We start from the raw sequence: 26,511 nt of genomic DNA, 5'->3' as shown, positions 1-26,511 counted from the left end.
TTTTTCTTATTGTCCATTATTGGCAGGAACCTCTCCTGCATTTCCACCATTATTTGGTTGTACTGTTGCAGGTGGGGTTGGAGTTCCTTGACCTCCATTATTATTCGCTGGAGGTGTCGTTCCTTGACCTCCTCCGTTATTTGCTGGAGGTGTCGTTCCTTGGCCTCCTCCGTTATTTGCTGGAGGTGTCGTTCCTTGGCCTCCTCCGTTATTCGCTGGAGGTGTCGTTCCTTGGCCTCCTCCGTTATTCGCTGGAGGTGTCGTTCCTTGACCATTTCCGTTATTTTGTTCATTTTGTTTCTTTTCTTCTTCTTGTTTCTTTTGCTCTTCTAGTTTCTTTTGTTCTTCTTGCTTCTTAAGTTCCTCTTGTTTCTTTTGTTCTTCTTGTTTTTTCAGTTCTTCTTGTTTCTTTAATTCTTCTTGCTTTTTCTCTTCTTCAGTTTTTTGCTGTTGATCTTGTTTTGGTTGCTCCGTTGTATCCGGTACGCTAGTATTTGGCGATGAATCACGTTTTTCACCTTTTATACGTAGCTCACTACCTTCTTGAATAACGCTACTTGGCATTTTAAAGCGTGATTTATCTGTAGCCATTTCACTCATCATTTCTTTAAAAATCAACTGTGCAATTTTCGTATTTTTACTACTAATATACTCGTCTTTGCCATCTTTCATATACCCAGTCCATACTGCCATCGTATATTGCGGTGTATATCCAGCAAACCAACTATCACGAGTTGCACTTTCTGGAATTTTATATTGAGCTAATTGTTTTGATGAGTAGTTTGTCGTACCCGTTTTACCAGCTACATCTAAAGATGCTATATTTGCAGCTGTACCAGTACCTGATGTAACTACAGAACGAAGCATATCTGTAATCATATATGCTGTAGAGTCTGCCATAACTTGTTTTGGTTTTTGTCCAAAACTTTGTGACTTACCATCTGGATAAACGACTTTCTTAACAAAATGCGGTTTCGTATATTTACCCTCATTACCAAATGCCGCATAAGCGCCCGCTATTTCAGTTGGTGATACTTCATTTGTACCAATCGCTGTTGATTCAGTCGGTGCTGCATTAAATGTAATTCCTAATTTCTCAGAGAAGTCTTTTGATTTATTAATTCCCACTTCTTTCGCAGTCTTAATTGCTGGGATATTTCGTGACTTTTCTAATGCTACACGCATTGTAATAGGGCCCATATGACTTCTATCTGCATTTCGAACTTCTTGACCCGTTGAATACTTAAATGGAGAGTCATCAATTTGATGGTACGTAGCCCATTTTAAATATTCAATTGCAGGAGCGTAATCGAAAATCGGCTTCATCGTTGAACCAGCTGCACGATCTAATTCAATTGCCATATTATGCCCTTTAAATACAGCTTTATTTTCTCCACGGCCACTACCTATAGCACGAACTTCTCCTGTTTTCGTATCCATAAATGTGAATGCACCTTGGAATTTATCGTTCGGATAATCAATGATATTATTATTTAAAATATTATCAGCAAGTTTCTGTGCTTTCGGATCTAACGTTGTATAAATTTCTAAACCGTCAGAACCGATATTAGCATCTGGTAATTCTTTTTCTACTTCTTTCACAACTGCATCCATAAATGCAGGGTATGGCATTGTTTGTAGTTGAGCTGCAGGCTTAAGCCCCTTTTCTACGTCAACTTTTGATGCTTCTTCCATTTCCTGTTTTGTTATATATCCATGTCGGTTCATTAAACTTAGAACAACATTTCTTCTTTCTGTTGCTTTTTGAACATTTTCTTTTTTCGTTGGATCATAGTTATTCGGTGCTTTCGGTAAACCTGCAAGCATCGCAACTTCTGGTAATGTTAAGTCCTTCAATTCTTTACCATAGTAGTTTTGTGCTGCTGTTGCGATACCATATGAACGATTACCTAAGTTAATTTTATTTAAGTACATCTCTAATATTTCATGTTTTGAATACTGTTGTTCTAGTTTATAAGCTAGATATATTTCTTGCGCCTTACGCTTTGGTGTTTTATCCATTGATAAGAAGTAGTTTTTAATAACTTGCTGCGTTATCGTACTTCCACCTTGAGAGCCATAATCTCCTTTAAGACTCACTAAAACAGCACGGGCAGTACCTTTAAAGTCTACTCCGCTATGCTCATAAAAACGTGAATCTTCTGTCGCTAAAAATGCATTTTCTACTAATTTAGGTATTTGATCATACGTAACATTCGTCCTTTTTTCTTTTCCATATTCATATACCAAATCCCCGTTTTTATCATAAATTTTTGAGGATAACGGATTAACAAGTTTTGCTTTTTCCAGTTTTGGTGCGTCCTTAATCATTACGAAAAAGGTAGCAACCCCCGCCACTAAACCAACAATACCAAGTAATAAACAAGTAATTAAAAACTTGCGAAAGAATGATGTTTTACCTTTTGGTTTTTGTGTTTTAGAAGCTGGCTGTTTTTTCTTTTTAACTTGTCGTCGTTCCTCTCGAGAACGATAATTTTCTGACATGTTACTTTCTCCTGCCTTTCAATTCTCCCGTTGATTTACTTAAAAATATTGAGGTCACCTTCTAAAATGAATTTGATTAAGAAAGTATATTGACCTGGAGCATTCAATATTTTCCTAATTCACAGATTATAAATTTTAGAATACTTCTTATACAAACTATTTTCACTTCTATTTTTCCTAATAACGCTGCCCCTCTAAGCATAGAATGTAAAAAGTGAATTTTTAATACCTCGTATAAATAATATACCTTTTTTTTCAAATGGTCAATATTTTCTTATTTATAAATCAAAGGTGAAATAAAAATAGCACAACGATATGTACTTCGTGTGAACTTCCTTATAATTACGTATAACAAATATTTAATATATTGCATATAAGTATAATACCTCTTTAATTATAAAGATTTCAACACCACAATACCGTTGCCTACAAAGAATTATTAAAAATGAAAAATAAGGAGTTGCATAATAATGAAGCTATCTCCGGTTACCTCAAAAAATATAGTTGCTGTTGGTTATAATCCTTTTTCTATGATTTTGCGAATCCAATTAAAGAATGGTATGTATGATTTCTTTAATGTACCAGAAAGCATTTATACTGGCCTATTACATGCACAATCTAAAAGTTATTATCATAATACTTACATTAAAAATTCTTTCCGCCACACAAAAATTTAAACTTAACACCCACTAAAAAAGAAAGGAGGTTAACCCTCCTTTCTTTTAAAAACATTTTGCAGATGAATTATCTTCGATTCCTCTTATTAATTTCATCATATGCTTGAATTTGTTTTTTCAAACGCCGATCAGCTTTTTTATCATGCACTACAAGAATTGCATGTATAACCCCTGGAACCCAAAATATTAATGTTAATATGAAATTTATGATTGCCTGAATTGGTTTTCCACAAAATAATACAGCAACAGGTGGAAGAAAAATTGCTAATAAATACATCATCCCTTGAAAACTCCTTATTTTGTATTTTATATATCACTTTTCAAAATATACGCAAAAAAACCTACTACCATTTTAATCTTAACCTGCCTCTAAAATCAATGTATCTCCTTCTATTTATATAAGTATTTCAGACTTTTCATTGTTTTCTAGCCTATTTTCTTCCTCTATTGCAGTTATTCCAATTGCGGAAATTAACGTTCCTGTCGCTTGTATCCAAATACCAATGAGTGCAATGATTCTCTCATCCTTCTTATCAAAAATACTATCTTTATTTTCTTTCTCATCTTTCAATACATTTAAAACACCTTGATACGCTTGTAATCCAGCTCCTAAACTTTGCATGGAGTTACCCAGTATAATAATTTTCTGTAATACATTTATATCCACCAAAGCTGCTTCTACTCCTAGAAAAGCACCAATCGATTGTAAACTGTTCCCTGTAATGATAAGATAATCATTTTCTTTCAATTGTTCATTTATATTAAAATATATTCCTATTACATTTGATATATTTCCTAATGCTAATAACTCAATTCCTATTTGATCAAGTAATTTACTTTGATTCTCTCTTTTTTCTTCCCCATCATCATAATTGCTCGCAATGATTTGTAATATATACCCGAGGGCTTGTAATGAGCTTCCTACAATAACAAGTTCCGATTCAACTTTCTCTTCTCCAATAAATCCTCTTGTCGTTCCAATAGCAGCTGTAAGATTCCCCCCTACTTGAAACCATGCCCCTGTCACTTTTAAACTGCTTGGATTCATTTTTATCACCTATTCAAATATTTTCTAAAGCTTTCAAAACAAACAAATCTCACCCTTAATCTTTTATTTTATTTTTCAGATGTAATTTTGTGAATGATATAATGTGCTACTAATATAAAAAGCACCTTAAAGGTGCTTTTTATATGCATGCTGGGCATGTCAATGAATCTCCATTTTTATCTATTGTTATATTCAATATATATTCAATTGCTTTATGTGACCAAGTTTCAGGTGTAGGCGATTCATTTATATATTGTGGCGCACATGACTTCAGCATTGGAGTACTAATACTCCCTCCAGGATCTAAAGCAACTACAGCCATGCCATGGGGTAATTCCAGGGCCATAGATTTAGTGATACCTTCAATTGCAAATTTCGAGGCACAATATGGCGCAAGCTCAGCTTCACCTTCTCTCCCCCAACTAGAACTCATATTAATGATAATTCCTTCTTTCCTAGATACCATTGCGGGAACAAACGCTCTTATTACATTTACTACACCATTCACGTTTACATTCATTACATTTTCGAATTCTTGAGCCGTAATTTTCCAAAGTTGTGCATTTTGATTTACAATCGATGCATTATTTATTATCAGATCGGGAGCCGTATGTCTATTAAGTATATAATTTGCCCAGTTATTAACTTGCTGAGAATCTGAAACATCAATTACTTGGAAATCATGTATTTTACTGTGCTGTTTTTTTAGTTCTTCAATTTTATTTTTTGAACGTCCACAACCATATATGTTCCACCCTAATTCATGAAATCGATCAACCATCGCACGTCCTAACCCTTGTGTCACACCTGTAATAATTACAGATTTACTAATTTCTTTTCGCTTCATTTCTCTCATCCTCCTTCCCTATATCTTACTCTCTTCATTTTTATTCAGCGATTTACTATAGTATCAACTCAACTCATACTTTAGTAATGGTTTTGATATTGCATACATAAGCAAAAAAAGTAACCATCATGGTTACTTTTTGCTATATATCTAAAAATTCATTGTTTATTTCATTATTGTTTTTACATTTCAACTTCTCTTTTTCACATTTCTCACACTGGTAAATCCTTTTTTAAAATCCTCATTATCCTGCCTCTTAATAAAAATATATTTATGTTTACAATGCGATTCACCCAAATAATTTTTAAACCACTTTTTCAATACAACACATTCCACCTTTATGATAGAACCTTTATTTAGCTGCTTTATTACATACTTTTATTTAAATGTTCAATCTCATCTTGCAATTTTTTAAATTGCTCAAAATGCATGGTAATAGATTGGCTACTGCCATAATCAACATTTTGTTTCACTAATATAACACCCGTGTCATGAAAAAGCGCTTCAAGTTCTTTCCTAATAGACACTTTCGCAATATGAGCTGTTTTAATTGCAGATAAAATTGCAATTTCATTAAACTTTAATTTTATTTCATTTGGACAAAATGCGTCTTCAACTAATATAACTTCATTACTATAAATTAATGCAACAAGATTACTTGATTTGGCATCTGTTAAATCAACTTTTTTCATAATATCTTTCATTACATTTTGCCTCCTTTATTTTCATATATATCAATTATACAAAATTTTTAAAAAAAAATACTCAACTTTATTATATTAATTTTAACACACTTTTATTGAAATCCACGCTCCAAACGTTTTACTATTCCACAATTTTTATTGTATGAACCATCTGGACTATAACTCCATATAGTAATGTTAACAACTTATTATAAAGCAGGTGAAAATTATGCCCTCAGTTGTAGGAAATTTAGTTGTACAAAATAGCAATGGATCATTTAACTTAGGTGATTTCTACAACGTATCTCCGAAAGAAAATACGAAAGCTTATAATGGTTCCGGCGCATCAAACGTTGGTTTTGTTGTTAATACTTTTAGCGGTGTTAGCGCGACCAATACATTTGATTCTGACCTTGCAGATCAAAACCAAGTGGGTACAGCCTAATCTTATGTTCAACTTTCTGTATAGAAAATTTTAATTTGTCTATACTATAATCAGGCTGTTTGACAGCTCTTGTTGATTTTGGAGTACCCTATCTTTTTCTCCCTTTCCCTGGGGCTCAGCAGCTAGCACGAAGCTAGCTGCTTTTTCTTGTATTATTTGTCTCATAAATCAGAAATAAAAGAAGCTGCCATTTAATATTCAGCTTCTTTTACGTTATTTCAATAATATCCATAGCGTTAAATACGTAAGTTTTATAAAAGGCGTCTGTACAAATTACAATTTGTTTTACCGGATTGATATGTACAACAGTCATGTAGCTTGTTAGTATGTAACCATCTTCAAAATATGTTACCAATATTTCTTTCTCAGACAATAATGACGTTAATAATTTATCAGAAATTCTCTCTTTTGCTTCATTTGTTAAAAGCGGTTTTTGTACTTTTAATTTCTCTCCAATAATCTTTCTCATATTTAAAAGTTGTTCGGACATTACTGTAAACGGAACCCACTCTCTTTCTTCTTTTTGTATCTTTACATCGTTCATTTTTTATCTCCTTGATCATTTATACATTTATTTAGCCATACTATCCCTTAGTTATTTTTAATACTCACTAAACTCGGATTTACTTCTAAACTATAATTAGGTTACCTCTTAAAAGAACATTCGTTCTTATTATACACGAACTTACGTTCTCTTGAGAAGAGCCATACTTATTATTTCTTAACAAAAAACATAATTTTATTTATCTCCATACTTTTTTCCTTTATCAAATAAACTTCTCATTTCTTATATAACATGCATATAACAACTAAAAGGCGACTTCACCCAAAGTGAAATCGCCTTTTTCTAAAAAATATTTCAAAGCTTATTTTTCTATCCTAACTAATGTTCTTTCTGGAATACATAATTCATCTATATTAAAATGATTTATTTTTAAGTTCAATTCCCCTACTCGTTCCTTATCTTCATCACCAACCCAACAACTACATAATTCGAAATAGTCTCCATCTTCCAAATAACCTTCCATAATCTTGCATAAAGTTAAAAGTTTTTCTTTCGCTTCTTTTTTTCCTTTACATTTTGCCACTCGACAAGTTCAATTCCCCAACTAGTTGAAACCTCATACGTGTAATTTGTTTGGAATTGATAATCTTGTACAATTTCAAGCATACTTTCATCTGAAAAACACGGTCCAAAAACAATTAGATTATTAGAATCCGGATCCGTTAACGGAATTTCTATATTACAGCCTATGTAACTTGCTAAACTCATTTTATACTCCTCCAGTATTCGTATAAAAAATACTTCATAGTATATTTATTTACTCAAATATAAAATCCCTGCCTAAACGAAAAAGTTTTAAATTTTTATCGTTTATTAACCATCTATAACTGAAAACATATACTATGATGAACGAACTCACAAAGCATAAGAAAAGAGAGCATTTACAACACTCTCTTTTCTTACATACTCTATGGAACTTTACAAAACTGAATCAATGATTTTTATTATTATATTTTATTACATATACTTAGGTTGTACTATTATATGTAACTCTCTCTCTGTATCCGCTTTTTTCGGATGACGAAAATAATTAAGTTCGTACTTTAACACTTTATACTCAACCATCCCGATTTTAATCCCTTTCGTTTCTTTTAATATAGCTAATAAATCACTTACATTTTCATCATATGACTCAAAAATTTTCGCGCCGCCCTCTCCTTGAAAGATTACTTTCATATATTCTCCACCACCTTAATTTATTGATGTGGTAAATGACGCGTTTAAAACAATTCATTCTTTATCCTAAAATTTTCATATGAAAAAGAACATCCTTTCCAATCGAATGCTCAGCTTTTTACTAATTATCCATGTTAAATATTTATTCAAAAACATTATATGTATTATTTTTTAAATTATGTTCGATATCCATTATTAAAGAGTAAATATATGTAATAAACTTGCATAATGAAAACCTTAGAATATTCACTTTCGTTGAAATAATTATAATCCATAATTTCCCATTGTAATTCTTAATATTTAAATGTAATATTGTATTGTCTTACTATCTATTTATAACTCACACACTAATTAGAAAAAGGGAACTCTATATGAGTTCCCTTTTCTAATTATGATTACAGTCATTATTTCTTTTCTAGAAATTTAAATGTATCTTTAAATTCTTTATTATTCACTTTAATATCAGCATCTTTCAATAAATCATTGACTACTTGTTGTTTCCATTTACCTGTCGTATCTTGTAGTCTTTGTTGTTCTATATCTTTACGAATTTTATCCTTTACTTCATCAAATGGCTTCAATTCTTTTTTATCCGTCACTTTAATAATATGGTAACCGTAAGTTGTTTTAACCGGCTCACTTACTTGGCCTGCATCTAATTTATACGCAGCTTCCTCAAATTCTTTCACTGTTTGCCCAGGAGCAAAACTAGATATTTCCCCGCCCTGTTCCTTTGAACCAGTATCTTCTGAATACTGTTTTGCTAAGGCAGCAAAATCTTCACCATTATTTACTTTCTCCTTTATTTCTTTAGCCGTTTTTTCATCTTTCACTAAAATGTGACTTACTTTCATTTCTGGTTTATAGTTATCTTTCACATCTTTATCTGTAACTGTTGCTTTAATCGCTTTCTCAAATGCAATTTCTGGCTTCATTTTTTCTTTTAATTCATCTTCATTTTTCAACCCAAGTTGTTCTAAAGTCGATTTAAAGTTCTCGCCCATTTTATCTTTTGCTTCTTCTACTTTCTTTTTTGCTTCCTCATCTGAAACTTTATATTTATCTAACAATGCCTTACTTAACATCATTTGATATAAAGTACTTTCTCCATATTGTTGTCGTAATTCTTTACTTAATTCTTTCTCTGTAACATTTCCTACTTTTGATGTTACTACGTTGTCTGAGGAACCACATGCAGATAATGCTAGCATCATGCATGAAATAATTGTTCCAATAAATATTTTCTTCTTTTTCAATTCAAATACCTCACTTTTATCATTATGCAAATTAACTATACACAGTCATTGTGAAAACAGTGTGTTTTCTACATGTAATTCATTTCATATGAGTTGACTATGTATCATGTATTTTCATTTTTAAATATAAAGAGTCTTCTTACTATGCATAGTAAGAAGACTCTTTATATAATTCTCAAAAAAATATAGCTTCTATAGTTGCTTAATAATTACATGTTTTTCAGGTATCCAACTATTCTGCCCGATATCTACCGCATTTCCCACTCTACCCCACACTCGAAAAGATTTCGATCCATCTATGTTTCCTTTATAATTCATACATTCAGGCTCTTCATAATAATTTACTCCGTAACCGACAGGATATTTTGAAGTTGCATAAAACCATTTCACATTAAAATGTTTTAAATATACCCACTGCTTATCGTTCCCTAAACAAATCATATCTTGCTCACCGCCTCCCCAATAACCTGCTAAGATTAAATATGGAATTTTCTGAGTGAGTGTACCTGTAAATTGGGGATTCATGGGGTTTTCATATAAATTTATTCCATATCCATCAGGATATTTCGAAACTGCAATACCAATGCCATTCGGTTGCTGTGTATACACTATGTTAGATTGATTTGCTTTGTTGGAATCTATAAACCAAGAAAGTGACTTATTTCCTACTAATCGATTCAGATCACATTTCCCAATCCCAGGAACATTCCCTGAATCCGTATATTGCCACATATCACATGAATATGCTGGCTTATTCCCTTCATAACGAGGGATCCATACGAAATCAGCTTCAATATTACGTGCTCCAAATGATAGATACGTGTGATGCCCTACATATAATCCTACTTTTTCCGCACCTAAACGGCGTAATTCATCAATAAATGCCTGTGTCCCGCCTTGCATATCTGCCATCGTTTGAACTTCTACGTCCGCTACCCAAAACTTAGCAGATTGATCACCACGATTCCAAAAATCTTGCGCCTCTTTCTTCGCATCAGCAATAGATATAAAACGGCAAAAAGCATAATTACCAAATGGGATACTATGCTTTTTCATTTCACTAACATAATTTTGATACATAAAATCCACCGTATTAGAGCCATCTTGAACTCTAGCAATCACTAAATCTAGCTGAGATGCTGCAATATCCCAATTGATAGTTCCATTCCATTTTGAAATGTCTACAATATACCCCATACATTCCAGCTCCTTTTGAATGTCCTATTCATAGCTAGTTTTATTGTAAGCCTCAGCTCTCTAAAACTAGCTATCTATAATATAAGTAAAAAGAATCTTTACCGTTTTTCAAAATATATTCTCTTTCAGAAATATTTCTATAAACTTTAACATGTATGCCACATAAAATATTCGAAATACACCCTACTATTCATTTATTATGTAATCTCGTCCTACCAATCATTTTTACATATATTAGAAAAAATCCCCTATATTATTAAGTTATAACTTTCAGTATCGATTTCCTTTCAACTAAAAAATTTCATCCCTCATTTTCTATATATTCTTAAGTCAAAATTACTACCTCTACATGAAATTTGAGATTTAGAAAAATTTTAATTAATTGAAGTTTACTCCTTTTAAATCACAATTTTCCAACCTGAACACTATTGGTGCATAAAAAAAGACATTTTCTATTAATGAAAATGTCTTTTTACAGTTTAATAAAACAACTTTGGTGCTAAATCTGTATTTTGTAATTCTTGATTTTCACTGCTCATAACACAACTTGTGGAAAATAGAATTGGGATACCACAAATCTCATCATTCATTACATCACGAAATACATTGGCAGCAACACCTGTAAACGTTTGACATAAGTTAGAAATATCGTCATTGAAAAACTGAATGACTTCCGCAGCGAAAACCGGAAAGACAACATTCGGTCCGCCAGGGAACTGAGGCTGTACCACAACTTGTTCAAAATAAGGATTATTTTCTAGTGCTACTTGAAATAAATGAGCTATTTCAAATGCATCTAGTGGACAAGGAAATGGATTTACAATTTCATTCTCATTATTCGTTACAATAACTGTCACACTTACATTCCCAAATTGTACAAAAGATTTTAAAAGCGTTGCTAATGCTCTCGCTTTTTCGTTGCTTAACGCATGCACTAAAATAATATAATTACCACCAACAGGAATAAGTGGCCCAACTGTAACAGTTGGATCAGCACCTATTGAATTTTTCAATTCATTAAAATATGTGATCCACGGTGGCGAAAGCTGAGCTTGTACATTTTCTTCCACTACTTTATATTACCTCCTTATACCATTCTTACTAACATAATATGTAACAAATTAAAAAATGTATTAGTTATATTAACTATTTTCGTATTTATTGATTATATTAATTAAACATTTTATTTCGCATTCTCAATTTCCCTTTTACATCTTTAAGCACTTTTACTACTATGAAATTCTTTATTATAAGCAAATCCACTGAAATTTCATATTATACTAATACGACTCTATATCCATTAAATTATAATACTCAATATTAGGAGCTGATTTCATGGAAAAAAAGCCTATCGTGTTCAAAATCCCACCAAATTCAAAGCTAAAAGTTACATTTTTCGGTCCTTGTAACGAAGTAATTACAAATGTGTCTATTATTAATCAACTATGCACCCCAAAATGTCAAACTATCACGCAATATCCAGACTTTAAGAAATATGTAACTGAAGTACGATCGTTATCCCGTTGTTAGTCCGCATAATGCACGATTTTCACAACTTTGTTACCTAAAATAACTGAGAAAGAAAATGACTGCATTCCTAGACTAAAATTACTCATTTTATGATATTCCATTGATAATTCATTGATTTTTTACACGTTTTTATTAAAAGGACATATATTATCGTATGGAGATTATCCACTCATAAAACCTATCTTTCTTTGGAGCGTACTTATTATGTATGCTCTTTTTTATGTAACCGTCCCCTTCTAAATTGACCAACAATATATTAAAATTCTTTATGTACTCAAGGAGGTCAAATATGTTCAAGCTGCATCCAATACTACTCATCTTAGGATTGATTTTGTTTTTATATAGTGTAATCGCCTTTATGTTATTCTTTTCAGTGTACTAGCATTCCCTACACAAGTTTATGTTCAATATGTAATTTCTATATAGTAAAGAAAAAACGTAACGATACGATCTTTTATGTATTTCGTCTTTCTTGTTCTATAAAAAAACTAGTAAACTTACTAACACTGAGTTTTCAGAAGCATGTTACTTATTTACATATTATTTTTTTCATTATCTGAATAAGGTTAAAGCCTCTACAAATTAAACTACACTTTACCTGTTTACTTATATATTTTAGAAAAACAATAATAATCCCCCACCATTTGGTAAGGGGATTAACTAAACCTACTAAAAAACATTTAATGATCTGTTTTATTTAATTGGAGAAGGAAATCTTGCCGCTTCAAAGTGAACCGTATTTAAACCATTAACATTTTGTACAATTACGCCCGCAATACTACTTTCTGCAAAAACTTCAACTGAATCTCCTGCTTCTAATTGAAGAATAGTAGTTACTGAAACATCATTATTAAAAAATACTCCTGTTCCAAAGAAATCATTATCTATCGCTATTGCTGGATTTCCATTTACACGAATTTCTACTCTAGCTCTGTAATTCACATTAAAATCATTTGGAGAAAATGTTATATTTCCTAATACACTATATACCCCTCTAGTTTTCGGAGTGAAAATGGATGTTACTGGATTATATTCATTCGCTAGATCAAATTGTTCATTTTGAAATAATACTTTAACAGGAGTATTTGCTAGAACAGGTTGATTAACTGTATTCACAGCTCTAAATGCCGATGCCCTTACAAGCTCCTCTTTCTTATCATCACAACACTTCACCTTTACATACTTCCTATCACATTTACTACTTTTTCTATAACAATCATGACTTTCCTTTTTGTAATCTTTACAATACTTACAGTAATAATAAGACATAGTTAGTCCCCCTTTACACTTATTTTTATATAGTATGCTATATAGATTAGAATAGCTTGGACGACCTGTTACTATTTTTAATAGAGTAAAAAACCCTCACCATTTCGGTGAGGATTTACCTTTAAGCTTCTGTAAACTCAATGTTTAATGACTTTATTTAATCGGCGAAGGAAATCTTGCTGCTTCAAAATGTGCACCATCTTCTAAAGGACTTAAAACTCCATCTATACTACTTTGTGCATAAATCTCAACTTCATCCCCTGCATTCAATTGAACAATCGTCGAAACACTTACTACATTTCCAAAACTTATTGGACCAAAAAAGTCATTATCTATAGCTATCGCTGCGTTTCCATTCACACGAATTTCTACACGCGCTCTATAATTTAAAGTTGGATCGTTTGGAAAGAAACCAATCGTTCCAATAATAGAATATACTCCTTTAGTCTTCGGCATAAAAATAGATGTTGCTGGATTATACTCATTCGCTAAATCAAATTGTTCATTTTGAAATAACACTTTCACAAAAGTATTAGCAGGAACATTTTGATTTACTGTATTTCTAGCTCTAAATGCCGATGCTCTAACAAGATTGTCCTTGTTATCATGGCACTTACTAGTGTTCTTACAACAATCATGAAGCTTCTTTTTATACTCCTTACAATACTTACAGTAGTAATAACAAGACATACTAATTCCCCTTTCAAACTTATTACTACATATTATGTAAGATTGATTTATAAGGTTTGGACTAGCTATTTTTATTATTCATAAGGGCGCTATTAACCTGCACCCTTATTTATATACACCACTTCATTCCTTATTAGTTATAAGTTGTATACAGTTCCATATGGAATAGTAAGAAAAGAACTTCCGTACGGTGTAACATGATGTACTGGGTAAAAATACTCTACGGATGAATAATACGGTTGTACACCTTGCTGCTGCATTTGCAATTGTTGTTGCATTTGCAATGCTTGTTGAATAGCTTGGACTGTACTTTGTGCTCCACTATACGTTATAGATGTACCATACGCTGGTCGCATACCAGTTTCAGAATTAAAATATGAATAAAACATGATTTTCAACTCACTTCCGTATAATTTATTACAAAGTATGTTATGATTCTATATTTCAGTGAGTGCTGAAAGCTAATTCACTAGCTTTTATTAAGTTTAAACATTTTTAATATAAATATCATTCTCCAAATAAAAGCACCCTCAACGGATGCTTTTTGTTTCTCGCTAAATTTTCCTACTACCATTATTCATTAGCAATAATTTAGTTGTCCACGAATTTCACCATTAGGATGTTGTACTGTATGAACATTAATATATATGTTTCCAGATATAATCTCATTTACAAGAGTGCCTAATGTTTGACCCGCTAACGGTCCAACCAAATCTTCTTGAGTAATCATTCCCGTAAGAGTTGCGCACTCTATTGAAACTGGATTTGTTATCGGTCCAAATAAAAAAGCTACAACAGGGCCGTTCGTTCCTTTTAATCCAAGATGCAGATGGGCAGCTACTACATCCTCTATATTGAATAAATCTAACTTGAACCTTAGGCTAAGCTCGTCCCGACTTAATTTAAAGAAACCCTCTCCTCGAGCATCTGTTTCTACTGGTGGAACTTCATTTCTACCACGCAATTTTGCAAAGAACATATCTATCACTCCTATAATTTTTATACTTCTAATATATTCTGACCCTTCTTATAAAGTGACAAAAAAGCAGCTGTTAGGTCAATTTTAATTTATTAAATATAATAGTTTAATTTATTAATTATATTAAATTCATACATTTAACTATTACACTTTTAAAGTTTAATCCATATACTATATTAGATTACTAGAAAGGAGGCGTAAGCATGGAAAGTTGTGTTTTGTTCGTTAATGGACAACCTCTTTTAGTGGTTTCAGTTGCTGGAATCGAAATTGCTAGATTAGAGCTTTCTCTTCAAGTAGCATTGACTCTAATAGCATTAGGAATTCCAATTTGCGCATAATAGTTAGATAATTATAAAAAAGAGGGTTTAAACTCTCTTTTTTATTTATTCCTTAACAATAAAAAAGACACCACTTGGATAATGGTATCTATCGAAATATTCGTCATAAGTTTCATTACTACTAAACTAACAATCCTACTAATTCACGTGTAATTCCTGAGAACGAATAGCCATATGCAAAACCTACAATACGAACTCCTGTATTCCATTTTCAATAAGTATATGTTATTTTTCTAAAAAGCAGTTTCTATTACCAGTTTTCATGAAAACTTTTCGCTTTTGCTAACCGCTCTTTTTTATTAAACTATTAATACTCCTTGAACCCTTTTTACTTACTGCATCATATAATTTTAAACTTAGCATTCAATAAAAAATTTTCCTACTATCAAATATGCGCAATATGTGAGGCTCTTTTACAACTAGTCTATTTATCGCTCCCTTCTAACTCCTCACTTTCTTCACGTATTTGTCCAATTAATGAAAATACAGAACCTACGGCTTGGATCCAACTTCCTATGGTATCTATTGACTGGCCTTCTTTCTTTTTATCCGGTTGACTATTTGCTTGATTGTCTAAAATTTCCCCTGTATCATTTACTAGATTTTCTTTACTATCCTGCCGATCTCTTCTAATACTTTTTAGCTCATATATCCCTCCAATCGCTTGCAAGGAATTTCCTATAGCTTGCAATAAGTTTCCTACAACATTAAAAGACTCATCTTTATCTGAAGTATCTTCAAATTCATCTGCTAATGCTGTAAGTCCTCCTAAAGCCTGCGCCCAATTTCCAGAAATAACTAATTTAACTTTTGTTTCATCTGTAAAATCAATAACTAACCCTGATATTACAGTTACATTACCAATTGATTGGATTTCGTTTCCAATTTTTTCAAAGGAAATTTCCCCTTGACCATCAGCCTCTAAAGCGTTACCAACTGCTTGCAATGTGTTTCCATATATATTCAGATTCTCCCTTACATTACTGCTTATAAAATAGAACGGTGTACTTCCAATAGCGGAAGTTATTGTACCTATAGCTGCTATCAATGCACCAAATATTTCTTTTAATTGGTTCTCCATTTATAACCTATCCCAACATTAAATAATTACTTTTATCCTATTTAATCACACAGCTCTCTGTTAGAAATTCAAACTGTCCCTTAACCTGTTCCTTCTTTATTATATTGTCTTATAAAAACAAACATCCTTAAAAATAACACCTATATATTGATCGTTTCTCTACATTGTTTTGTATAATACATATTACTAACACCGCTTTTTTTATGTTCCTATCTTTAAATGTATTAAACCACTTACTAGTCATTATTCTCTTCACATAAATTGCGCATTTTATGATTGGAAAAAATAAATAAATTCCCATTAAACTTTTTAACCTTCATTATATTTCCTATTAATAACTAAGCGTTGATATATATCCAATTAGAACCTCCCGATTTTCTTGAAAATTTTTTAAAAACTTAGAAGCGATAATAATTTATCTATATCACGATCTAAACTACTCTTCCTAGCCATACATATTCTTCGCCTTCGAATCATGTCTCTATAAAATAAAAAAACAGCTATTAAACTGCTTTAAATTCATTTTATCCCCAAAAGAAATGATATATATATTCTCCCATTACACTTTGATCGATTCCAACAATTCTAGCAAATCTCATCAAGTCCGCTCCCTGAAGAAAATACATTGTGAGCGTAACTGGCACTTGTGACCACATAAATTGATAAAACTCCTCGACTCTCCGATTTGTCGAAACAATTAAATCATTTACAGGTCCTTGATTCCATATTGAAGTTCTAACTGAAGTAAACGGAATATCTTTCCCATTAACCACTATTCTGGCCATACTTTGAGTTATGTCCACACCAATTCCCTCCATCGTTATAAAAATCGGACCTGTTTCTACAGTCATATTTTATAAATATTCTTGACTGTTATAAATGATTAAGGCAAATCCCTAATAAAGTTTTTTATTAATTAATTTCCATTACATTTATATAAATTCTAGCCTTATACAGTTTTTATAATAAAATATGAAATATTCATGTGTTATCTTCAATACGTTCTTTTCTTTTTATAATTTCGTGTGAGATATACCATGACTTGAAGCCCTAGCCTCCTAATCCTAGGGCTTCTCCATTGAAATAACGATTTTAATAAAACTTTTCACCTTTTAACTGGACAAGCATATATTATTGTATGGAGGCATCCACTCATAGAAATCTATCTTTCTTGTGAAAGAGCATGCTTATATGCATGTTCTTTTTCGATATTATGAAATAAAGACTTCACATACATTAGAGAAATACATACAATACTTATGATCATCTCATTATGAATCATTTAGTATCATTTTCCATACATTCCTTGGTCATGGAACGCCTTTCTCCCAAGGCGTTCTTTAATTTCCAGATAAGGGGTTTGTTAAAGAATTGAATAAAGTGAAACTCTAATCAATGGGGGGTGTTCATCCCCCACTGATTATTAGCCCTTACCAATCGGGCTTTTACGGGCAGCCCGACCCCCACCTAACTTCTTTGCTTCTGCTGAATTTTAAGGTGGGGTCTTACTGCTCACAAATAGCGGGCTAAAATCTTTAAATCCACTGAAACCATGTTCCTTTGTCTCTCTGATTCCATCAATTATAGAAAATAGCTAAACCAATTAACGCCTTTGTTCACTGTAGTAATTTTCTTGTATAATAAAAGTTAATTAATCTAGAAGGGACTGAATTATGCGCAGATATCAATATTTTTAAACTACCTATTCTTACAACATAACGGAGGTAAAAGTATTGATTACTGAACTACACACACAACGATTATATTTAAGGCAAATGAAAGCATCTGATTCATTAAGTATGTTTAAAATATGGTCTGATCCTGATATTACTAAATTCATGAATATAAGTAATTTCACCGATGAAAGCCAGGCAAAAGATATGATTCAATTTCTTAACGAACTCGCTCAAAATAATAAAGCTATACGTTTTACTATTATTGAAAAAGAATCTAATCACATTATCGGTTCATGTGGCTATAATTCCTTAGATTTTGAAAACTCAAAGACTGAGATTGGTTATGATATTTCAAAAAAATTTTGGGGTAAAGGATATGCCCCTGAAGCAATAGCCTCTTTATTAGATTATGCTTTTACACATTTAAAACTATATCGTGTTGAAGCAAAAGTTGAACCTGCAAATGTAAATTCCATAAAGGTATTAGAAAAATTAAACTTTACTTTTGAAGGGACTCTGAGAAAGAGCGAAAAATCAGCTGGAAAGCTTATCGATTTAAATATCTATTCGAAATTAATAAGCGATTAATTTTAGTCACTCTGCCCACACTCAATCAAAGTGTGGGCTTCTTTAATTGCTGTATAAAATTCAGAAGTTTGACACAATCCTGGAAAAAGCTTATAAAGTAAAGTGAGGTTCCGTTATTTTCACACTTAGAAGTGCAGTCATGTTATATACAATTTAAAATACAGTTTTATAAGTGTGAACGAACTACAAAACTAAAAAACAAATAATAAGTTTGCAACATGTTTGCAAATACGAATTTTGCATATAAATTCGTGTAATATTGAAAGGAGTTTTACTTATGAAAGAAATTAAAACAGAACAAGAATTCAAAGACATCATCGCAAGCGAGGAGCCTGTAGTTGTTAAGTTCTTTACTACATGGTGCCCAGATTGCGTACGTATGGACAACTTTATCGGAGATGTAATGGAAGAGTTCAATAAATTTGAATGGTATTCTATTAATAAAGATGAGTTTCCAAGTATCGCTGAAGAGTATCAAGTAATGGGTATTCCAAGTTTACTTGTATACCAAAATAGTGAGAAGCTAGGCCACTTACATAGTGCTAATGCAAAAACTGAAGAGCAAGTTACTGAGTTTTTAGAAGCATACTAAAATAAAAGCCCTCTGGAAAATATTTTTCAGAGGGCTTTCATCTGTTTTCACAATTATCTTTTGATGTTTTTCATCGTTTAATGAATTACACCCTGTCATTATAAGAATAGTACATAGTAAGAAAAGTATTCGCTTCTTCATCCATCTACCCTCCTATCTCTTTAGTAAATAAACTCTAATTAGGTTCACACCCTGACTTTGTACTTTTCAACATATTTTTCCTTCACGAAACTTTGTTATCCCCTTCTTAAAAAGCTATAAAACGTCAACAATGTTTGTATAGACCCACACGACTTTCGTTTGATACTCTATTTATAGAAAGAAATTCCTTTAAAGAAAGGTGAGTGATTAAAATGGATACTCTTTCTCATAAAGAAGCTGATAAAGGTGCTATTGTCAGCATTATGGCCTACATATTTTTATCCTCTATGAAAATCATCATCAGTTATATTACCCTCTCTAGCGCATTGCGTGCTGACGGTTTAAATAACTTAACGGATATCGGTGCTTCTTTAGCAATATTAATTGGTCTAAAAATATCTCGTAAACCTCGTGACCCAGATCATCCGTATGGGCATTCGCGGGCCGAACAAATCGCATCACTTGTTGCTTCCTTCATTATGGCAACAGTCGGATTAGAAGTTGTTATTAGTGCCATTCAATCTTTCTTAAATCCGAAACACGCAGCGCCTAATGTACTCGCTGCATGGATTGCTTTATTTTCTGCTGTCGTTATGTATTGCGTGTATTTGTATACGAAAAAAATTGCAGCACGAACAAAAAGTAAATCATTAGAAGCCGCTGCAAAGGATAACTTATCAGATGCACTCGTAAGTATTGGTACTGTAGTAGGTATTGTCGGTTCTCAGTTCCAAATGCCTATTTTAGACCCTATTGCCGCTTTAATTGTCGGTCTTATTATTTGTAAAACTGCATGGGAGATTTTCGTAGAATCTTCTCATATGCTTACAGATGGAATTGATCCTGATAAAATGGAAGAATACGCTGATGCTATTGAGCATATTGGCGGTGTGGAAAACATTGTAGATATTCGAGCACGTATGTACGGGAATCAAACGTACGTTGATATTACAATTGAAGTAGATGCTCGTATGGATGTTGGAGAAAGTCACTGTATTACCGACAACATCGAAGCTATGCTTCGCAAAAAGTTTGGAATTTACCATGCACACATTCATGTTGAGCCAATGAAAAAAGAACCTATTATGACATAGGTTCTTTTTTTATAAACGTTTTATGGAATATAACACATAAAACGAGCCAGCTACCGCCGGCTGCCCATCCTGCTAATATGTCAGATGGATAGTGCACGCCAAGATATATTCGGCTAACTGAAATAGATAATACAACAAAGCTTGCTATAAGAATAATTAACAATTTTTTATGCAACGAAATACGCTCTTCAGTAATTGTGACGTATGCAATAAATCCTAAAAAAGCAGTAGCATTCATCGTATGACCGCTCGGAAAACTATATCCAGTTGCAGTAACAAGCTGCGTGACATCAGGTCTTGCTCGTTCGTACCATAGTTTAAGCATACTGTTTAAATAACGAGATCCGTAGTAATTAATTGTTAGAAGCAACGCACTAAGCAACTTTTTTCTAACGAGAAAATACATTACAAGAATAATGAGTAATGGAAAATATATTCTTTTGGAACCGATAAAAGACACCCAAGTAAAATAGGTCGTCAAATAATCGTTTCGAAAGCTTTGAATAAAATGTGCGACTATATTGTCAAAGTTCTCAATACAAGCGGTATGATACGAAAGTGATAATACGACAAAACAAATGAGTAACGTAAAACTTAGCAAGTATAAATGTCGATATCGTTTCACATACATAACCTCACTATGCAAAAAAATGGAGCGGTTGTTTTAGTTTTCCTCTCCATTTCTTTTTTATGCATAGTTTATTAAAAAATATAATTATTAATTTTTTGCTTCATCTCAGGGATATCTTCTCTTGTTACGGTAAAACGAATCACCTTCTCATCAAGATCAAGTGCCTCAGCGAATAAACCAGCTAATCCACGTGATTTTCTATCTACTTCCATAATTATTTCTAATCGGTCGTATGCACGTGGCAAGATTAATAATTCTAATTCATCTAATTTCCCATAGTACTCTCCAGAAACCGGAATAAACTCAAATTCTTGTGCGAATGGAACTTGCTTACGTAATCGATGCGGTAATTCTTCACATTCTATATGACGTGCTTTAAACCCTAATTCATTTACACTATCTAAAACACTACTTAATAATGCATTGGGTAACACTTGAACGTAGTCGCGGTCACTTGGGTCTATACTACGTTTAATATCAAGACCTGTATGAATCCAAACCGTTTTCATACCAAGTGTAAGTGGTGCTTCAATTGGCATTGGAAAAGAAAATGGAATGTCAACTGTTTCATTCGGTTCTACAGAAAAAGGTTCGGTTAAGCGTACTCGCTCTAAATCATATGTTGTTGTTACTTTTTTATCATCCACTTCTCGTACATACGACGTCGATAATGTTAAGTAAATGCTTTCAATTTGTTGGCTAACTGAACCTCCAGTTATATGAACTTTTCCAACTATTTCTTCCCCAACAATATACTCATCTTTTTCAAGAACAGTATCTACCTTTGCCCTTCCAATACCAACGCTTGCTAAAAACTTTTGAAACATGGAGTCTCCATCCTTTCTAAAGCAGAAGCTACATCTTGTTTTAAATCTTGTACATTCTTATAGTACGGCGTTTTTATTTGTAACATTCGCATAAGCATTTCGCGAGTATAATGTTCCAAAGTTAATTCTTCGTACCATGGTTTTTCCTGTTTTTCATTAGATTCATATCCTGCATATAATAAAAATAATGAGAAATGACCGAGCGCATAAAAGTCGCTACGAAAGTGAACTTCTCGCATCAAAGCTTGTTCACCTTCGTAAGTTGTAGCTCGCTCATCATCCTCACCTTTCCATTTAGCCAATCCAAAATCAATAATACTAATTTGATTTTCTTTCATTAGTATGTTTGGAATGCGTAAATCTCGATGAATAATGCCTTCACTATGAAACACCGATACAATTTCTAATATTTCATATAAAATCTCAAAAACTTCACGTTCTGTATATACATACCCATCTATGAAAATATAATCTTCAAAATTTTTACCAGGCATGTACTCCATCACAAAGAAGCTCTTTTTCTCCCATAGGAAATGATCATATAGACTAGGAATTGCATGATGATTTAATGTTTGTAAAATCATTTTCTCTTGTTCAAATGATCTTCTACCAGACTCATATCTTTGTTTACTTTGTCTTAATTGTTTTAAGACTTTATATCTATTTATTTGTAAATCATTAACGACATATGTAACCCCATAACTGCCCATTCCAATTACTGATTCAATTTTATAACGCTCTGCAACAATTGTATTTTTTCGCAGTGGTCTATCAAATAATGCTAGTACACGACGCCATTTCATCAGCTGCTTGAAAAGAAGCTACGGCTTTTACGTTTTCTTTTATAATGTTGATGTCCATAACCAGATGAACGTCGTTTATAATCGCTACTTGAATACGAGCGCCCTCTACGACGATAATCACTACTTGAATACGAACGATATTTTTTCTTTCCTAATAAAGAATCAATAATTTTTTTGAACATTCCTTCACCTCTTGAGTAAAATTTCCTTTTCATTATACCAATAATTATTGACTATATTTGTGACAGGTTTGTAAAGAGTAAAAAACGACGAGTTATGCCCGTCGTTACTTTCATTCATCCTCTTCATCAAAAACTTCATCAATCATGCATTTCTCTAATAAATACTCAAATGTAATATCTGCGAGATCTTCAATTTCTTCTCGTTTTGGGACGTACCCTCTTTCAATTAGTTGCTCATAAAAAAACTCCGCAATCTCTTCCGTATCAATCACGACTTCAATTTCCTTCATGAGCATCACTCCTTTATTTCTGTTTTATGAAAAAATCTCAAAATTATGTATATGAGATTAGAAAAATAGATTTTATTTTTTTATAGGTCATAACCTTTGGACGAGATACATACGATTGTAGTACAAGCTATTCAAAGGGGGAAATAATAATGGAAAATCAATATGAAGTGGGACAAACAAAAGAAGAGTTCATGCATGAAGATCAATGGGCAGACTCTCTTATAAAGTGGCTTTTTATTTTTTTAATAGTTGTAGGCATACCTTATACTGCATATGTTGTTGTTCAATTTATTCTCTCTTTCTAGTTAACTATTTTTTCTCTGTCAATTTAACTAAATAATTATGAACAACATCCATTACAATTTTATATTCTTCATCTTTAAATGTATCGAACAATAATTGATAATCGTTATAAATATCAAGTAATCCATCAATGATTTCTTGACGATTCGTCTTAACACTCACTTTTTTCGAGTTGTTAATTGACTTTAACTTCCCTAAATCTAATTTATTCATACCTGCTTTATCTTGTTTCATTTTCTTCAAAATTGCATTTGCCGTTTGAGCATTGGCGAGTAACGTTAAATCTGATTCATCCGCTTCTAACCATTCACCATCCGTAATCCGTGACAATTCATAAATTGTATCTTCCCATGCGTCATTCTTATATCTCCATACTTCTGTACGAAAACCAACAATACGGAAAACATCTTTATCATATCCAGTTACTTGCACAAGATCACCAAACGTAAAATTATAATTTAATTCAATCCACTCCGTATCGCCCTTTTTCATATCTTGCTCTGTAACGTGCTGCAATGTTTGCTCTACGTAAAAGCCATCGTGATTATTGACTTCGTATACATAAACTCCATCTAAAACCTTCATATTTGTGATTTTCCCAACGGTTCCATATAGCGTAATCACGACTATGTCCCCTACGTTGTATTTAGGTTGTTTTTTTCTTGCCATCTCTATCTCTCCTTTTTTTGACGTCGTGATTTTGATATCAGTATATGCAACCTACATAAAAACGCTTATCACAGAAGCTTATATTCATAAATTTTTTCAATAAAAAATATAATCTTATAAAATTTACATTACACTCAAAAAAAAGCTAGTAACTAGACTAGCTTCAAATCAACAAATTTCATAATAAAAAACATACAGAATACTTCACTTTAAATAAAGTAATGTATTCTGTATGTTTTCAAATAGTTTTTATCTATCTTGTATGTATAAATCCCAGGCTTCATCAAATATAGACATACTTTCTAGCATTCCGCTCAACTCTAAGTATGAACTAATTTCATCATAGTCTTCAGATTGCTTCGGAAAACTTAAATCATCATACATCGCCTCTGCTAAATCTGAAATTTCATTTCTAAATAAAGCTGCACGATGCTTCATCATATAATGGTAAAATGTCTTTTTCAAAAATATTCCCTACCTTTCTAACTTGGGTACATTATACAAGGCAAAAAAGAAAAAAACCAGCATAAAAGCTGGTTAAAAGTCGAAATAATTTCTTTTTAATAGACGTGGTCTTCCCATTAATTCTTCATATGTTAGTTGTTTTGGTAAATCTTTCGTGTAAATTAAGAATAATTGATCTTCAATTTCTTTTACTGTATGGTCTGATTGATAGTCCATCCCGCACGAGGAACAAGAAATACATGGTGTCTCTTGGATTTCAATGGCTTTCGTACCATCTGGTAATTCCCAATATACAGTATTCAAGCTTTCTTTCGCTTCTGTACTGTCACACCACATACAATTCATACTGCATCACCCTCAGTTTTTTTGTCGTTTTCTTCTAATTTAGCCATTTGTGCTTGATATTTTTTATCTTTTAATTGATCGCGCTTATCACGTTTATCTTTTAAAGATGCATGAGTATCATTATCTTCGTAGTCTTTACGACGGTTCATACGCTGTAAGTCGTCTGGAACGAGGTTAAATTTCTTATCGCTCATAAGACCTGCGATACCAACATCTGAACGTTTTTCTTCGTAGTTCGGATAAATCTCTTTAAAGTATCCTTCCGCTCTTCCTGGAATATAGCTCTCTGGCTCTGGATACGTCGTAATAACACCTTCAAAGTTACGAAGTACAACTTTATCTGCACTTTGTGAGATTAAATAGTTTGGTTGAAGTGCAATTTTACCGCCTCCACCTGGCGCATCAACAACGAATGTCGGAACAGCATAACCAGATGTGTGTCCACGTAAACCTTCAATAATTTCAAGACCTTTAGATACTGGTGCACGGAAGTGACCGATACCTTCAGATAAGTCACATTGATAAATGTAGTATGGACGTACACGGATTTTTACTAAGTCATGCATAAGTTTTTTCATAATTGGAACGCTGTCGTTAATACCAGCTAAAATTACTGCTTGGTTTCCGACTGGAACACCAGCATTCGCTAACATTTCACATGCCTTTTTCGATTCTTCAGTAATTTCAATAGATGTATTGAAATGTGTATTTAACCATACTGGATGGTATTTTTTAATAATGTTACATAAATTTTCTGTAATACGTTGTGGGAATACTACTGGTGCTCTCGTTCCGATACGAATAATCTCAACATGCGGAATCTCTCTTAAATTTTTTAATACATATTCTAAAATTTTATCGTTAATTAGAAGTCCGTCACCACCTGAGATTAATACATCTCGTACTTGTGGCGTTTCACGAATATAAGTAATTGCATCATCTAATTGTTTCTTCGGTACACCCATTCCAATTTGTCCACTAAAACGACGGCGTGTACAGTAACGACAATACATAGAACATTGATTTGTTACCAGGAATAGTACACGGTCTGGATAACGATGTGTTAGCCCTGGAACTGGTGAATCTTCATCTTCGTGAAGTGGATCTTCTAAATCATATTTTGTTTTATATAACTCTTCCGAAATCGGTACTGATTGCATCCGAATCGGACAGCGTGGATCATCAGGATTCATTAGCCAAGCATAGTATGGTGTAATGTTTAACGGGATCGTTTTCGTTGAAATTTTAACGCCCTCTTCTTCTTCAGGTGTTAAGTTAATCACTTTTCTTAAGTCATCTAACGTTTTGATCGTATTCGTTAATTGCCAAACCCAATCATTCCATTGCTCTTCAGTAACATCTTTCCATAATTCGATATCCTTCCAGTGACGATTTGGTTTGTATACATCATGTAACATTGCTATTCCCCCTTTTTATACGCTCATTCTTTATATAAGCAATAGTTATGCCAACTTTACATTGTTGATAAGTAATTGTGCGGAGAACCCTATTACATAAGCGAAAAAATATTTTTAAGCGTTGTATGAAATCAATACTTAACATCATATTCATTACTATTTATATATGTAAACGCTCTTTTATTCGTGCAAACACAT

At 32.5% G+C, this 26,511-nt stretch carries 35 protein-coding genes and 1 pseudogene; 8 read left to right on the top strand and 28 right to left on the bottom strand.

The annotated features are described in order from the left end of the window. Window positions 1–6: 6 nt before the first annotated feature. On the bottom strand, window positions 7–2,505 hold the full coding sequence (locus AC0OM3_RS24060; protein WP_001293948.1) for a transglycosylase domain-containing protein: 2,499 nt from the start codon (window positions 2,503–2,505) through the stop codon (window positions 7–9). A 470-nt stretch (window positions 2,506–2,975) separates the two neighbouring features. Here AC0OM3_RS24060 and AC0OM3_RS24055 point away from each other — a divergent pair, with 470 nt between their 5' ends. Continuing rightward, complete coding sequence (locus AC0OM3_RS24055; RefSeq protein WP_000777844.1) at window positions 2,976–3,182, top strand: KTSC domain-containing protein; 207 nt, start codon at window positions 2,976–2,978, stop codon at window positions 3,180–3,182. Window positions 3,183–3,249: 67 nt separating this feature from the next. Here AC0OM3_RS24055 and AC0OM3_RS24050 read toward each other — a convergent pair whose 3' ends face one another. The 5 genes and pseudogenes from AC0OM3_RS24050 to AC0OM3_RS24030 all read right to left on the bottom strand — a co-directional run bounded on the left by AC0OM3_RS24050 (window position 3,250) and on the right by AC0OM3_RS24030 (window position 5,781). After that, window positions 3,250–3,462, bottom strand: coding sequence for a YqaE/Pmp3 family membrane protein (locus tag AC0OM3_RS24050; RefSeq protein ID WP_000990219.1), 213 nt, complete (start codon window positions 3,460–3,462; stop codon window positions 3,250–3,252). Window positions 3,463–3,576: 114 nt separating this feature from the next. Next, on the bottom strand, window positions 3,577–4,230 hold the full coding sequence (locus AC0OM3_RS24045) for a DUF6944 family repetitive protein (RefSeq protein ID WP_001070042.1): 654 nt from the start codon (window positions 4,228–4,230) through the stop codon (window positions 3,577–3,579). A 139-nt stretch (window positions 4,231–4,369) separates the two neighbouring features. Continuing rightward, complete coding sequence (locus tag AC0OM3_RS24040) at window positions 4,370–5,077, bottom strand: SDR family oxidoreductase (protein WP_000823067.1); 708 nt, start codon at window positions 5,075–5,077, stop codon at window positions 4,370–4,372. A gap of 142 nt (window positions 5,078–5,219) precedes the next feature. Beyond that, window positions 5,220–5,413 (bottom strand): annotated as a pseudogene (locus AC0OM3_RS24035) (hypothetical protein). A 32-nt stretch (window positions 5,414–5,445) separates the two neighbouring features. After that, window positions 5,446–5,781 (bottom strand): hypothetical protein, encoded by a 336-nt coding sequence (locus AC0OM3_RS24030; protein ID WP_000651907.1) that lies wholly within the window; start codon window positions 5,779–5,781, stop codon window positions 5,446–5,448. Between the two features lie 208 nt (window positions 5,782–5,989). Here AC0OM3_RS24030 and gerPF point away from each other — a divergent pair, with 208 nt between their 5' ends. Next, on the top strand, window positions 5,990–6,205 hold the full coding sequence (gene gerPF / locus AC0OM3_RS24025) for a spore germination protein GerPF (protein WP_001141569.1): 216 nt from the start codon (window positions 5,990–5,992) through the stop codon (window positions 6,203–6,205). Window positions 6,206–6,413: 208 nt separating this feature from the next. Here gerPF and AC0OM3_RS24020 read toward each other — a convergent pair whose 3' ends face one another. From AC0OM3_RS24020 to AC0OM3_RS23990, 7 genes are all read right to left on the bottom strand, one after another. After that, the gene (locus tag AC0OM3_RS24020; protein ID WP_001999741.1) at window positions 6,414–6,749 is read right to left on the bottom strand and encodes a YolD-like family protein; all 336 of its coding nucleotides are present in this window, start codon (window positions 6,747–6,749) and stop codon (window positions 6,414–6,416) included. Between the two features lie 322 nt (window positions 6,750–7,071). Next, window positions 7,072–7,233, bottom strand: a complete 162-nt coding sequence (locus AC0OM3_RS24015) for a hypothetical protein (RefSeq protein ID WP_000399419.1) — start codon at window positions 7,231–7,233, stop codon at window positions 7,072–7,074. Window positions 7,234–7,247: 14 nt separating this feature from the next. Next, window positions 7,248–7,478 carry a KH domain-containing protein gene (locus AC0OM3_RS24010; protein ID WP_000050497.1) on the bottom strand — a complete coding sequence of 77 codons (231 nt, stop codon included), beginning with the start codon at window positions 7,476–7,478 and terminating at the stop codon, window positions 7,248–7,250. A 249-nt stretch (window positions 7,479–7,727) separates the two neighbouring features. After that, on the bottom strand, window positions 7,728–7,946 hold the full coding sequence (locus tag AC0OM3_RS24005; protein ID WP_000864279.1) for a hypothetical protein: 219 nt from the start codon (window positions 7,944–7,946) through the stop codon (window positions 7,728–7,730). Window positions 7,947–8,350: 404 nt separating this feature from the next. Next, window positions 8,351–9,202 (bottom strand): peptidylprolyl isomerase PrsA, encoded by an 852-nt coding sequence (locus AC0OM3_RS24000; RefSeq protein WP_000727343.1) that lies wholly within the window; start codon window positions 9,200–9,202, stop codon window positions 8,351–8,353. 192 nt (window positions 9,203–9,394) lie between these two features. Beyond that, on the bottom strand, window positions 9,395–10,399 hold the full coding sequence (locus AC0OM3_RS23995; protein ID WP_000540657.1) for a glycoside hydrolase family 25 protein: 1,005 nt from the start codon (window positions 10,397–10,399) through the stop codon (window positions 9,395–9,397). Between the two features lie 479 nt (window positions 10,400–10,878). Further along, window positions 10,879–11,469, bottom strand: coding sequence for a hypothetical protein (locus AC0OM3_RS23990; protein ID WP_000392280.1), 591 nt, complete (start codon window positions 11,467–11,469; stop codon window positions 10,879–10,881). A 265-nt stretch (window positions 11,470–11,734) separates the two neighbouring features. On the opposite strand from AC0OM3_RS23990, the gene AC0OM3_RS23985 reads away from it, so the two are divergent. Next, window positions 11,735–11,929 (top strand): hypothetical protein, encoded by a 195-nt coding sequence (locus AC0OM3_RS23985; protein ID WP_000412557.1) that lies wholly within the window; start codon window positions 11,735–11,737, stop codon window positions 11,927–11,929. A 693-nt stretch (window positions 11,930–12,622) separates the two neighbouring features. Here the strand turns inward: AC0OM3_RS23985 and AC0OM3_RS23980 are convergent. From AC0OM3_RS23980 to AC0OM3_RS23965, 4 genes are all read right to left on the bottom strand, one after another. Continuing rightward, a complete protein-coding gene (locus AC0OM3_RS23980) occupies window positions 12,623–13,198 on the bottom strand; it encodes a complement C1q domain-containing protein (RefSeq protein WP_000122944.1) in 576 nt (191 codons plus the stop codon). 153 nt (window positions 13,199–13,351) lie between these two features. Then, complete coding sequence (locus AC0OM3_RS23975; protein WP_001278090.1) at window positions 13,352–13,888, bottom strand: C1q-like domain-containing protein; 537 nt, start codon at window positions 13,886–13,888, stop codon at window positions 13,352–13,354. Between the two features lie 137 nt (window positions 13,889–14,025). After that, complete coding sequence (locus AC0OM3_RS23970; protein ID WP_000500095.1) at window positions 14,026–14,277, bottom strand: DUF3947 family protein; 252 nt, start codon at window positions 14,275–14,277, stop codon at window positions 14,026–14,028. 191 nt (window positions 14,278–14,468) lie between these two features. After that, window positions 14,469–14,867 carry a CHRD domain-containing protein gene (locus tag AC0OM3_RS23965; protein ID WP_000464545.1) on the bottom strand — a complete coding sequence of 133 codons (399 nt, stop codon included), beginning with the start codon at window positions 14,865–14,867 and terminating at the stop codon, window positions 14,469–14,471. Window positions 14,868–15,070: 203 nt separating this feature from the next. Here AC0OM3_RS23965 and AC0OM3_RS23960 point away from each other — a divergent pair, with 203 nt between their 5' ends. Beyond that, window positions 15,071–15,208 carry a DUF3956 family protein gene (locus AC0OM3_RS23960; RefSeq protein ID WP_000443219.1) on the top strand — a complete coding sequence of 46 codons (138 nt, stop codon included), beginning with the start codon at window positions 15,071–15,073 and terminating at the stop codon, window positions 15,206–15,208. A 424-nt stretch (window positions 15,209–15,632) separates the two neighbouring features. On the opposite strand, the gene AC0OM3_RS23955 is transcribed toward AC0OM3_RS23960, so the two are convergent. Continuing rightward, window positions 15,633–16,289, bottom strand: a complete 657-nt coding sequence (locus AC0OM3_RS23955; protein ID WP_046946336.1) for a DUF6944 family repetitive protein — start codon at window positions 16,287–16,289, stop codon at window positions 15,633–15,635. Window positions 16,290–16,813: 524 nt separating this feature from the next. Next, window positions 16,814–17,140: a hypothetical protein gene (locus tag AC0OM3_RS23950; RefSeq protein WP_474213135.1), complete on the bottom strand. Its 327-nt coding sequence runs from the start codon at window positions 17,138–17,140 to the stop codon at window positions 16,814–16,816. A gap of 882 nt (window positions 17,141–18,022) precedes the next feature. Here AC0OM3_RS23950 and AC0OM3_RS23945 point away from each other — a divergent pair. From AC0OM3_RS23945 to AC0OM3_RS23935, 3 genes are all read left to right on the top strand, one after another. Continuing rightward, a complete protein-coding gene (locus AC0OM3_RS23945; protein ID WP_474213134.1) occupies window positions 18,023–18,553 on the top strand; it encodes a GNAT family N-acetyltransferase in 531 nt (176 codons plus the stop codon). A gap of 277 nt (window positions 18,554–18,830) precedes the next feature. Next, window positions 18,831–19,145 (top strand): thioredoxin family protein, encoded by a 315-nt coding sequence (locus AC0OM3_RS23940; RefSeq protein WP_000658788.1) that lies wholly within the window; start codon window positions 18,831–18,833, stop codon window positions 19,143–19,145. 353 nt (window positions 19,146–19,498) lie between these two features. Then, entirely contained in the window at window positions 19,499–20,380 is an 882-nt protein-coding gene (locus AC0OM3_RS23935; RefSeq protein ID WP_474213133.1) for a cation diffusion facilitator family transporter, read from the top strand. On the opposite strand, the gene AC0OM3_RS23930 is transcribed toward AC0OM3_RS23935, so the two are convergent. From AC0OM3_RS23930 to AC0OM3_RS23910, 5 genes are all read right to left on the bottom strand, one after another. Further along, window positions 20,370–21,005, bottom strand: coding sequence for a phosphatase PAP2 family protein (locus AC0OM3_RS23930; protein ID WP_000833370.1), 636 nt, complete (start codon window positions 21,003–21,005; stop codon window positions 20,370–20,372). The genes AC0OM3_RS23935 and AC0OM3_RS23930 overlap by 11 nt on opposite strands. A 77-nt stretch (window positions 21,006–21,082) precedes the next feature. Then, complete coding sequence (locus AC0OM3_RS23925) at window positions 21,083–21,838, bottom strand: sporulation protein (RefSeq protein WP_000486610.1); 756 nt, start codon at window positions 21,836–21,838, stop codon at window positions 21,083–21,085. Further along, window positions 21,820–22,641: a serine/threonine protein kinase gene (locus AC0OM3_RS23920; protein WP_474213132.1), complete on the bottom strand. Its 822-nt coding sequence runs from the start codon at window positions 22,639–22,641 to the stop codon at window positions 21,820–21,822. The genes AC0OM3_RS23925 and AC0OM3_RS23920 overlap by 19 nt, the downstream gene beginning before the upstream one ends. Continuing rightward, window positions 22,641–22,823, bottom strand: a complete 183-nt coding sequence (locus AC0OM3_RS23915) for a hypothetical protein (protein WP_000473371.1) — start codon at window positions 22,821–22,823, stop codon at window positions 22,641–22,643. The genes AC0OM3_RS23920 and AC0OM3_RS23915 overlap by 1 nt, the downstream gene beginning before the upstream one ends. 110 nt (window positions 22,824–22,933) lie before the next feature. Then, entirely contained in the window at window positions 22,934–23,113 is a 180-nt protein-coding gene (locus tag AC0OM3_RS23910; RefSeq protein ID WP_000658451.1) for a YozD family protein, read from the bottom strand. 149 nt (window positions 23,114–23,262) lie between these two features. Here AC0OM3_RS23910 and AC0OM3_RS23905 point away from each other — a divergent pair, with 149 nt between their 5' ends. Continuing rightward, a complete protein-coding gene (locus AC0OM3_RS23905; protein ID WP_000431486.1) occupies window positions 23,263–23,418 on the top strand; it encodes a DUF3930 family protein in 156 nt (51 codons plus the stop codon). Window positions 23,419–23,422: 4 nt separating this feature from the next. Here AC0OM3_RS23905 and AC0OM3_RS23900 read toward each other — a convergent pair whose 3' ends face one another. The 4 genes from AC0OM3_RS23900 to kamA form a co-directional block, all read right to left on the bottom strand. Then, window positions 23,423–24,085, bottom strand: coding sequence for a hypothetical protein (locus AC0OM3_RS23900; protein ID WP_000101499.1), 663 nt, complete (start codon window positions 24,083–24,085; stop codon window positions 23,423–23,425). A gap of 249 nt (window positions 24,086–24,334) precedes the next feature. After that, the gene (locus AC0OM3_RS23895; RefSeq protein ID WP_000750717.1) at window positions 24,335–24,550 is read right to left on the bottom strand and encodes a YozE family protein; all 216 of its coding nucleotides are present in this window, start codon (window positions 24,548–24,550) and stop codon (window positions 24,335–24,337) included. A gap of 72 nt (window positions 24,551–24,622) precedes the next feature. Beyond that, the gene (locus AC0OM3_RS23890; protein ID WP_000995763.1) at window positions 24,623–24,895 is read right to left on the bottom strand and encodes a YokU family protein; all 273 of its coding nucleotides are present in this window, start codon (window positions 24,893–24,895) and stop codon (window positions 24,623–24,625) included. After that, complete coding sequence (gene kamA / locus AC0OM3_RS23885) at window positions 24,892–26,313, bottom strand: lysine 2,3-aminomutase (protein ID WP_000902147.1); 1,422 nt, start codon at window positions 26,311–26,313, stop codon at window positions 24,892–24,894. Before kamA ends, AC0OM3_RS23890 begins: the two co-directional genes overlap by 4 nt. Window positions 26,314–26,511: the final 198 nt, after the last annotated feature.

This window comes from Bacillus sp. FAU20 (assembly GCF_056033865.1).
The sequence above is the reverse complement of the archived record's forward strand: the minus strand, read 5'-3'. Positions and strand labels throughout refer to the sequence as shown.

Coding starts and splice junctions, on each gene's coding strand:
- AC0OM3_RS24060 (WP_001293948.1), bottom strand. CDS start 2,505: ATGTCAGAAAATTATCGTTCTCGAGAGGAACGACGACAAGTTAAAAAG.
- AC0OM3_RS24055 (WP_000777844.1), top strand. CDS start 2,976: ATGAAGCTATCTCCGGTTACCTCAAAAAATATAGTTGCTGTTGGTTAT.
- AC0OM3_RS24050 (WP_000990219.1), bottom strand. CDS start 3,462: ATGATGTATTTATTAGCAATTTTTCTTCCACCTGTTGCTGTATTATTT.
- AC0OM3_RS24045 (WP_001070042.1), bottom strand. CDS start 4,230: ATGAATCCAAGCAGTTTAAAAGTGACAGGGGCATGGTTTCAAGTAGGG.
- AC0OM3_RS24040 (WP_000823067.1), bottom strand. CDS start 5,077: ATGAAGCGAAAAGAAATTAGTAAATCTGTAATTATTACAGGTGTGACA.
- AC0OM3_RS24030 (WP_000651907.1), bottom strand. CDS start 5,781: ATGAAAGATATTATGAAAAAAGTTGATTTAACAGATGCCAAATCAAGT.
- gerPF (WP_001141569.1), top strand. CDS start 5,990: ATGCCCTCAGTTGTAGGAAATTTAGTTGTACAAAATAGCAATGGATCA.
- AC0OM3_RS24020 (WP_001999741.1), bottom strand. CDS start 6,749: ATGAACGATGTAAAGATACAAAAAGAAGAAAGAGAGTGGGTTCCGTTT.
- AC0OM3_RS24015 (WP_000399419.1), bottom strand. CDS start 7,233: ATGGAAGGTTATTTGGAAGATGGAGACTATTTCGAATTATGTAGTTGT.
- AC0OM3_RS24010 (WP_000050497.1), bottom strand. CDS start 7,478: ATGAGTTTAGCAAGTTACATAGGCTGTAATATAGAAATTCCGTTAACG.
- AC0OM3_RS24005 (WP_000864279.1), bottom strand. CDS start 7,946: ATGAAAGTAATCTTTCAAGGAGAGGGCGGCGCGAAAATTTTTGAGTCA.
- AC0OM3_RS23995 (WP_000540657.1), bottom strand. CDS start 10,399: ATGGGGTATATTGTAGACATTTCAAAATGGAATGGAACTATCAATTGG.
- AC0OM3_RS23985 (WP_000412557.1), top strand. CDS start 11,735: ATGGAAAAAAAGCCTATCGTGTTCAAAATCCCACCAAATTCAAAGCTA.
- AC0OM3_RS23980 (WP_000122944.1), bottom strand. CDS start 13,198: ATGTCTTATTATTACTGTAAGTATTGTAAAGATTACAAAAAGGAAAGT.
- AC0OM3_RS23975 (WP_001278090.1), bottom strand. CDS start 13,888: ATGTCTTGTTATTACTACTGTAAGTATTGTAAGGAGTATAAAAAGAAG.
- AC0OM3_RS23970 (WP_000500095.1), bottom strand. CDS start 14,277: ATGTTTTATTCATATTTTAATTCTGAAACTGGTATGCGACCAGCGTAT.
- AC0OM3_RS23965 (WP_000464545.1), bottom strand. CDS start 14,867: ATGTTCTTTGCAAAATTGCGTGGTAGAAATGAAGTTCCACCAGTAGAA.
- AC0OM3_RS23960 (WP_000443219.1), top strand. CDS start 15,071: ATGGAAAGTTGTGTTTTGTTCGTTAATGGACAACCTCTTTTAGTGGTT.
- AC0OM3_RS23955 (WP_046946336.1), bottom strand. CDS start 16,289: ATGGAGAACCAATTAAAAGAAATATTTGGTGCATTGATAGCAGCTATA.
- AC0OM3_RS23950 (WP_474213135.1), bottom strand. CDS start 17,140: ATGACTGTAGAAACAGGTCCGATTTTTATAACGATGGAGGGAATTGGT.
- AC0OM3_RS23940 (WP_000658788.1), top strand. CDS start 18,831: ATGAAAGAAATTAAAACAGAACAAGAATTCAAAGACATCATCGCAAGC.
- AC0OM3_RS23935 (WP_474213133.1), top strand. CDS start 19,499: ATGGATACTCTTTCTCATAAAGAAGCTGATAAAGGTGCTATTGTCAGC.
- AC0OM3_RS23925 (WP_000486610.1), bottom strand. CDS start 21,838: ATGTTTCAAAAGTTTTTAGCAAGCGTTGGTATTGGAAGGGCAAAGGTA.
- AC0OM3_RS23920 (WP_474213132.1), bottom strand. CDS start 22,641: ATGAAATGGCGTCGTGTACTAGCATTATTTGATAGACCACTGCGAAAA.
- AC0OM3_RS23915 (WP_000473371.1), bottom strand. CDS start 22,823: ATGTTCAAAAAAATTATTGATTCTTTATTAGGAAAGAAAAAATATCGT.
- AC0OM3_RS23910 (WP_000658451.1), bottom strand. CDS start 23,113: ATGAAGGAAATTGAAGTCGTGATTGATACGGAAGAGATTGCGGAGTTT.
- AC0OM3_RS23905 (WP_000431486.1), top strand. CDS start 23,263: ATGGAAAATCAATATGAAGTGGGACAAACAAAAGAAGAGTTCATGCAT.
- AC0OM3_RS23900 (WP_000101499.1), bottom strand. CDS start 24,085: ATGGCAAGAAAAAAACAACCTAAATACAACGTAGGGGACATAGTCGTG.
- AC0OM3_RS23890 (WP_000995763.1), bottom strand. CDS start 24,895: ATGAATTGTATGTGGTGTGACAGTACAGAAGCGAAAGAAAGCTTGAAT.
- kamA (WP_000902147.1), bottom strand. CDS start 26,313: ATGTTACATGATGTATACAAACCAAATCGTCACTGGAAGGATATCGAA.